The sequence below is a fragment of the Psychrobacter sp. AOP31-B2-9 genome (assembly GCF_052378005.1).
Lineage (GTDB): Bacteria > Pseudomonadota > Gammaproteobacteria > Pseudomonadales > Moraxellaceae > Psychrobacter.
Genome location: NZ_JBQSXG010000161.1, coordinates 1 through 6,275, shown reverse-complemented (window position 1 = coordinate 6,275; position 6,275 = coordinate 1). Strand labels below are relative to the sequence as shown.

At 37.6% G+C, this 6,275-nt stretch carries 8 protein-coding genes; all 8 read left to right on the top strand.

Going from position 1 to position 6,275, the window contains the following annotated elements; translation table 11 throughout:
- Positions 1-116 precede the first annotated feature (116 nt).
- Complete coding sequence (locus ACT3SX_RS13275) at positions 117-461, top strand: hypothetical protein (RefSeq protein ID WP_192520554.1); 345 nt, start codon at positions 117-119, stop codon at positions 459-461.
- A gap of 81 nt (positions 462-542) precedes the next feature.
- Positions 543-896: a hypothetical protein gene (locus tag ACT3SX_RS13270; protein WP_192520553.1), complete on the top strand. Its 354-nt coding sequence runs from the start codon at positions 543-545 to the stop codon at positions 894-896.
- Positions 897-1,014: 118 nt separating this feature from the next.
- Positions 1,015-1,656 carry a glutathione S-transferase family protein gene (locus ACT3SX_RS13265; protein ID WP_192520552.1) on the top strand — a complete coding sequence of 214 codons (642 nt, stop codon included), beginning with the start codon at positions 1,015-1,017 and terminating at the stop codon, positions 1,654-1,656.
- A gap of 823 nt (positions 1,657-2,479) precedes the next feature.
- Positions 2,480-3,550 carry a DUF262 domain-containing protein gene (locus ACT3SX_RS13260; RefSeq protein ID WP_225739313.1) on the top strand — a complete coding sequence of 357 codons (1,071 nt, stop codon included), beginning with the start codon at positions 2,480-2,482 and terminating at the stop codon, positions 3,548-3,550.
- Positions 3,551-3,552: 2 nt separating this feature from the next.
- A complete protein-coding gene (locus ACT3SX_RS13255; protein WP_192520551.1) occupies positions 3,553-4,218 on the top strand; it encodes an MAE_28990/MAE_18760 family HEPN-like nuclease in 666 nt (221 codons plus the stop codon).
- 229 nt (positions 4,219-4,447) lie between these two features.
- A complete protein-coding gene (locus ACT3SX_RS13250) occupies positions 4,448-4,861 on the top strand; it encodes an OsmC family protein (protein WP_192520550.1) in 414 nt (137 codons plus the stop codon).
- Position 4,862: 1 nt separating this feature from the next.
- Positions 4,863-5,327 carry a flavodoxin family protein gene (locus tag ACT3SX_RS13245; protein ID WP_192520549.1) on the top strand — a complete coding sequence of 155 codons (465 nt, stop codon included), beginning with the start codon at positions 4,863-4,865 and terminating at the stop codon, positions 5,325-5,327.
- A gap of 78 nt (positions 5,328-5,405) precedes the next feature.
- Positions 5,406-6,050 carry a DUF938 domain-containing protein gene (locus tag ACT3SX_RS13240; protein ID WP_192520548.1) on the top strand — a complete coding sequence of 215 codons (645 nt, stop codon included), beginning with the start codon at positions 5,406-5,408 and terminating at the stop codon, positions 6,048-6,050.
- Positions 6,051-6,275 lie beyond the last annotated feature (225 nt).

The window sequence follows — 6,275 nt, the reverse complement described above, 5'->3', positions numbered from 1 at the left end:
GATACCTTGTATCAAGGGGCTTTTCTTTGTCTGTGAAAAAGTGCTAGATTTCTTAATTCTTAGGCACGGCTCTGTGTGTTACTATTCATAATTACTTTTATATTTAGGAGCATGTTATGGGCGTTTCTCTCTACTATACCGCTGAGCGTACGACGCTTTTGACTGAGCAGGAGCAAGAAGACATTACGCTTATCATTGATAAATATAATGATAGCTTTGAACATGCAGAAGACGCGGAATCTTTTGATCTCTATGCTTATGATGATAGTGAGTCAGAAGTGATATTAGCAGGTGCTACTAAAATGCCTGCTAGCGTAGATGTGGAGGTCCTGATGTATAGCATCAATCATTGGCTACAATGTCTGACTGAGATTCGTCTCGTGGTTGCTGATGCAGAATGGCACGTTCATCTAGATGACAATGATGCGGTATGGGTAGATAATAGATGGCAGATGGAATAGCATCTGATCTGACTCAGATGGCAGCAAGTTAAACAATGCTTTATAAAGTGCAAGCTAAAAAGTAAATGAGGATATAAACCGATGTTAATTATCAAACTAACTGATAGCAAAGAAACTTTAGATGATATCGAAAAAATATGTCTATATCTAACCACGCATAAAGAGTTATTGCCTTTGCTAACCACTGAGGAAGACCACGACCTTGCGTATATTTTAAAGCCGACATTTAAAGCGGATCATAACGAATCTGAAAAGAAAGCGCACTGGGAAAAACTCTTTAATGAGTTTACGCTAACTGATAGTAATGGCGATGAACTGCGTTTTTATAGAGAGAAAAAAACAGATGCTCTATATTTTGGTACGAAAGAAGGGTTTGAGACGATCAAAAGCATCAATAACGATGAACCTGCTATTAGAAGCAGATTTAACAGCTAAAGCCACTAGTGAGCTTCTATTAAGCGATTAAGCTTTGATTTAAAATATGTCTCAGTCAGTTAATCAGCCAGATAGTAAATTACTATCGCTCTCTTTCAGCCTTAGAATGGAGTCTGTTTTGTTTAAACTTTACTATTATCCGAACAATGCGAGTTTAGCGCCACATTTTTTGCTGCATCATGTACAGGCGGATTATGAATTAATACTGGTTGAAAGAGAGAGTAACAGACACAAATCAGCTGATTATTTGAGGTTGAATCCTGCTGGACGTATTCCAACGCTGGTTGATGATGGGCAGGCAATCTTTGAGAGTCCTGCTATTTGCATTCATATTTGTGAATCATATTCAGAGTATGAGTTGATACCTGCACTTGGCGACCCTAAACGCCCGTTGTTTTTTCAATGGCTGGCATTTTTAAACAACACATTGCAAGCGGAGCTGATGGTTCGTTATTATCCACATCGTCACACCAATGATGAACGTAATATACCAAGTGTTATATCTGCTCAAGATGATCGTATTGCAGAGGCTTTGTCTATTATTAATGATCAGCTGGAGTCTAATGAGTTTTTGCTTGGTGAAAAACTATCGGCATGTGATTATTTCTTATTTATGTTGGCGGAGTGGTCATTGGTATCAGAAAAGTCGCCTATGACCTATAAAAACTTGGCAATGTATCTAAATCGATTAAGTGAAAATCCTAGTATAAAAGCAGTATGTGAGTTTGAAAAGATAGATCTGACACCATTTAAAATATAACCGGACTAAGTTATCAACGTTATAACTCAGAATTTTTAAGAAAGAATTGAGGCAGCAAAGGGAAAACTTATGTCAATTTGGTCACTGGTTCTAATATCATTTTTGCATATTACGATTGGTGGGGCTTTTTCACTTGGTTTTCTCTTTTATATTTGTGCAGAGAATAGCCCCGTTTTATCCGAATTTGAAAATACCGCTCTGTTTACCTTACTTATCGCATATTCAGTCTCTCTGTTAGTGAGTACTGGACTGGCCATTTACTATTATGTGGCACTTGATAGCGAGTCGTACTACTTATGCTTTTTACTGTCTTGGGGCTTGTTCATACTGCTCTTAGGTTATTGGACGTACATTTCAGCGAGATTTAGCTAATAAATTGTTTAAGGAAGGTGAGTTTGTGGCTATTAGGTTTTCATAGATATTACTATTTGAACAGCTTAATCCTCAAATAGATAGAGTCGTCAGTTTGCAAAAACTACATTTAGGCTTTAGCTATTATTTTATATTTTAACTCAGAAGTGAAACATCGTAGCGCCAATGGTAGTGTTGTGCGCCCATGTGAGAGTAGGTCATCGTCAGCTCTCTATTCTAGATAAAGCCCCCAACGTTAATTCGTCAAGGGCTTTTCTATGTGCATAAAATTTTTCTATTATAAAATACTTGATAGATTATATTTATAGTTCTAATGAATTTATAGATGCGTATTTTTTTATAGGTTTATTATTTAAAATTATAAAAAGTATATCATTAGGCTTTCTTCGATATATTATTAGCTCGTGCTACTATTGTAAGATTAGAACCTAATAAAGAGTTGGAACTTAGAATGAAAAATGCAGTTTCTCATAAGAAATCAGGAGAGATTATGAAAGATTTTGTTAACCAACTAGACAAAGAAACTAGGAAAGTTGATTTTGACTCCTTTGATATCTCAGTTAAAGAGTTGGTCTCAATGACAGATGAAGGTATTGTAGATATTGCTCCTGAATATCAACGTCAGTTCAGGTGGCCTAAAGAAAATCAATCAAGGTTAATAGAGTCTGTTTTTTTAGGTATTCCTGTACCAAGTCTATTTATGGCTGCAAATAAAGATGGTTCTTGGGAACTTATAGATGGAGTTCAGCGTTTAAATTCTTTAATTCATTTTGTTGGCAATGAGTACCAACTAGCGAAGTTCGGATTTAAAAATTCATTAGTTCTAAGTGGACTAAGTGTTTTAAGTGAGTATAACGGTGCTAGTTTCAATGATTTACCACAAACTCTAAAGTTGAAATTTTCTCTCAGACCTTTAAAAGTCACTACGTTAAGTGATAAAAGTGATTTAAAAGTTCGGTTTGATCTTTTTGAAAGATTAAATACTGGTGGTATTAAATTAACAGATCAAGAAATTAGATCATGTGTTTTTCGTGGGCAATTTAACGACTTTATTAGTGAGTTAGCACAAAATGAATGTTTCAATGCTGTAGTTAATCTTCCAAGTGCAAAAGTCAAAGATGGTACGAAGAATGAGTTGATACTCAGATTTTTTGCATACAAGAATAATAGAAATAGATTTGAACATAGTGTTGTTAGTTTTTTAAATGACTATATGGCGGATGCGTCTACCTCTTTTGATTACAAAAAAAATCGCTCTACGTTTGAAAAGACTTTTGAGGCCTTAGCATATGAACTTCCAGATGGAATTAAAAGAGGAATTCGAACAACAACTCCATTTAATTTGTTTGAAGCACTAACGATTGGAGCTGCTGATGCAATAGAAGAAGGTATAGATATACGAGGTAAAAATGTATCAGTATGGATAGATGATGATGAATTAACCCAGCTTACTTCTGGTGCAACAAACTCTAGACCTAGACTAAATGCAAGAATTGATTATTGTTACGATAGGTTTAAGTAGTTATGTATCAATCAGTTGAATTGGAAATAATGGATAGACTCAATCAGTCAAAAGAATTGATTAGTCACATTTCGAGTCTTGAACTAGATAATCAAAATTCCGAACTGATTAAAATCCAAAAAGGATATCTTTTCGTATCATTGTATTCGTCTATTGAGTACACGATTACTAGTGTGGTTTCTAGATATTTAGAAATATTAAGGCAGGAACAGCTGAAGCCGATGGACTATCAGAGATATTTATTATGTACTGTTCTTGATGGAAAGTTTAATGCTTTAGTTGGAAGCGGCAAGAAGAAAGTATGGGACAAGAAGAAAGAATTCTTTGATGCACTGTTTTCGTCTGAACCAGTAGATATAGATAATTCAGTGTTTCCTACAGATGGTATAAATATTTCGAATAAACAAATAGAAGATATATGGGGTATTTTTCATCTTGAGGGCACCCCTATACCTGAAGGTATAAATGTTTGGATTTTGAATGAAATTAAAGAACATAGAAACGCTATTGCTCATGGCCGTGAGAAAGCCGCTGACATCGGAGGGCGATATACATTCAGTATTCTTAACCAGCGAGTAATAGATATTGAAAAGCTTTGTTTTCATATTGTAGCGGGGTTTCGAGAAAGCTCTAATACGAAATCTTACCTCTATACTGGCAGTACATAATATAGATTAAGAACTTGAGAGAGGCATGAGTTACGTGGTGCGTTTACGTGTATTTTTTGAATTTTACTAGAAAATAGTTAATGTAAATGGCTATCATATAAAAAATATATGGCATATTGGAACAGGTGGTATTAGTAATCAAATTTTAAACCTAACAGAAAATAGCCTGTGCCACTTAATATTTTAAAAAGAAGTAATCTAGAAACAACAACTATAAAAGAGAAGCGCCATGACAACATCGAAAGTAACCTACCAAGGTAATTTACGCACACAAGCTATTCATCTACAGTCTAACAATCAAATCATCACCGATGCACCGACGGACAATCACGGTAAGGGCGAAGCGTTTTCTCCCACTGATTTGCTAGCCACCAGTCTGGGCAGTTGTATCTTAACGATTATCGGTATTAAAGCCGAAGCGATGGATATCGATATCTCAGGTACGACCGCAGAAGTCACCAAAGTCATGGCTGCCAAACCAAGGCGTGTGAGTGAAATACACATTATCGTTAATTTTCCACGTGTGTTGGATGAGAGCACCTTAAAACGATTTTATAAAGCAGCGTTAACGTGTCCAGTAGGCAACAGCTTGGATCCTGCCATTACTCAAAATCTAGTATTTAACAACGGCACTGACGCTTAGTATGTCTACTAAGACTCTACTCATCGTCGCTCATGCGCCATCGCCTAATACTCAGCAATTGGCGCAGGCAGCTTATGACGGTGCCAATCATTCTGATATAGATATCGCTGTCATTTTGAAATCACCGCAGGACACGCAGCCAGAAGACGTATTAGCTGCTGATGCGTTACTGCTAGGTACGACCGAAAACCTAGCGTATATGGCAGGGCTGACCAAGGATTTCTTTGATCGTTGCTACTATCCTGTACTAGAAGAAAAGCAGGGCATGCCATTTGCGGTATACATACGGGCAGGGCATGATGGTACGGGTACCAAGCTTGCGCTCAAAACCATTACCACGGGATTGCGCTGGTCTTGGGTACAAGAGGCGCTGATACTACAGGGCGATTGGCAAGAGAGCTTCACTGCGCAAGTAGAAGAGCTTGCCATGACGCTAGCTGCTGGGGTAGAAGCAGGTATTTACTGATAGTGAGTTGTTTGGCAATGCTTGTTGATATATGCAACTACTGCCAAAAGTACCATAGACAGTTTGGAGAGAGCCGTAATGCATAATGATGATTTGAATAATAAAGTGGACATCGCTGCACTGCCAGTCTCTCAAGCGTGTGAGAATAATAAGCAGCCTATTTTAGAAGTGCTGCAAATTGAGCTACAAGGCTTTAGACATGTGCTAGAGGTTGGCTCTGGAACTGGTCAGCATAGTGTGCATTTTGCGCCCAATCTGTCTGAGCTACAATGGCAAACGAGCGATGTGATTAGTAATCATCGGCACATAATAGCTTGGCATCATGCTTACCCTGCGCCCAATCTATATGCCCCTTTAGCGTTTGATTTGAGTACGGATGCCGTACCTGTCAATAGCCAGTTAAACTTACCTTATGATGCAATGTTTACGGCTAATACGCTGCATATTATCAGCTGGGCTTTGGTTGAACGGTTATTTGCATTGGCTGGTGATGCGCTCCCTATCGGTGGAAAGCTGATCGTATATGGCCCGTTTAACGAAGATGGTAAATATACCAGTGAGGGCAATCAGCGATTTGATGCGATGTTGAGAGCAGGCAATCCTGATAGTGGTATTCGCCATAAAGAGGACATTGTCAGTTTGGCAAGTGAACATCATTTGCAACTGAATAATACTTATGCAATGCCTGCCAATAATCAACTATTGGTATTTCAAAAAATATAAAGCATCAAATTCTTAGAACAGAAAAGCCACCTCAATTAAGATCAGAAGATGATCGATTGAAGTGGCTTTTTATTTGGGTCTTCTTATTTAGGCGTTCTTATTTTTTACGCGGTTAGACTATTTATATTCTTCTGCTAAAAAGTCCAAATAACGTTTCCAAGAGCGCTCATCTGCACGTGCATCATATCTATCACTACCGAATACGCTAAAGGCATGGGGTGCACC

What these genes read in the sequence shown, in the direction of transcription:
- ACT3SX_RS13275 (WP_192520554.1), top strand. Translation starts at nt 117, where the DNA reads ATGGGCGTTTCTCTCTACTATACCGCTGAGCGTACGACGCTTTTGACT.
- ACT3SX_RS13270 (WP_192520553.1), top strand. Translation starts at nt 543, where the DNA reads ATGTTAATTATCAAACTAACTGATAGCAAAGAAACTTTAGATGATATC.
- ACT3SX_RS13260 (WP_225739313.1), top strand. Translation starts at nt 2,480, where the DNA reads ATGAAAAATGCAGTTTCTCATAAGAAATCAGGAGAGATTATGAAAGAT.
- ACT3SX_RS13255 (WP_192520551.1), top strand. Translation starts at nt 3,553, where the DNA reads ATGTATCAATCAGTTGAATTGGAAATAATGGATAGACTCAATCAGTCA.
- ACT3SX_RS13250 (WP_192520550.1), top strand. Translation starts at nt 4,448, where the DNA reads ATGACAACATCGAAAGTAACCTACCAAGGTAATTTACGCACACAAGCT.
- ACT3SX_RS13245 (WP_192520549.1), top strand. Translation starts at nt 4,863, where the DNA reads ATGTCTACTAAGACTCTACTCATCGTCGCTCATGCGCCATCGCCTAAT.
- ACT3SX_RS13240 (WP_192520548.1), top strand. Translation starts at nt 5,406, where the DNA reads ATGCATAATGATGATTTGAATAATAAAGTGGACATCGCTGCACTGCCA.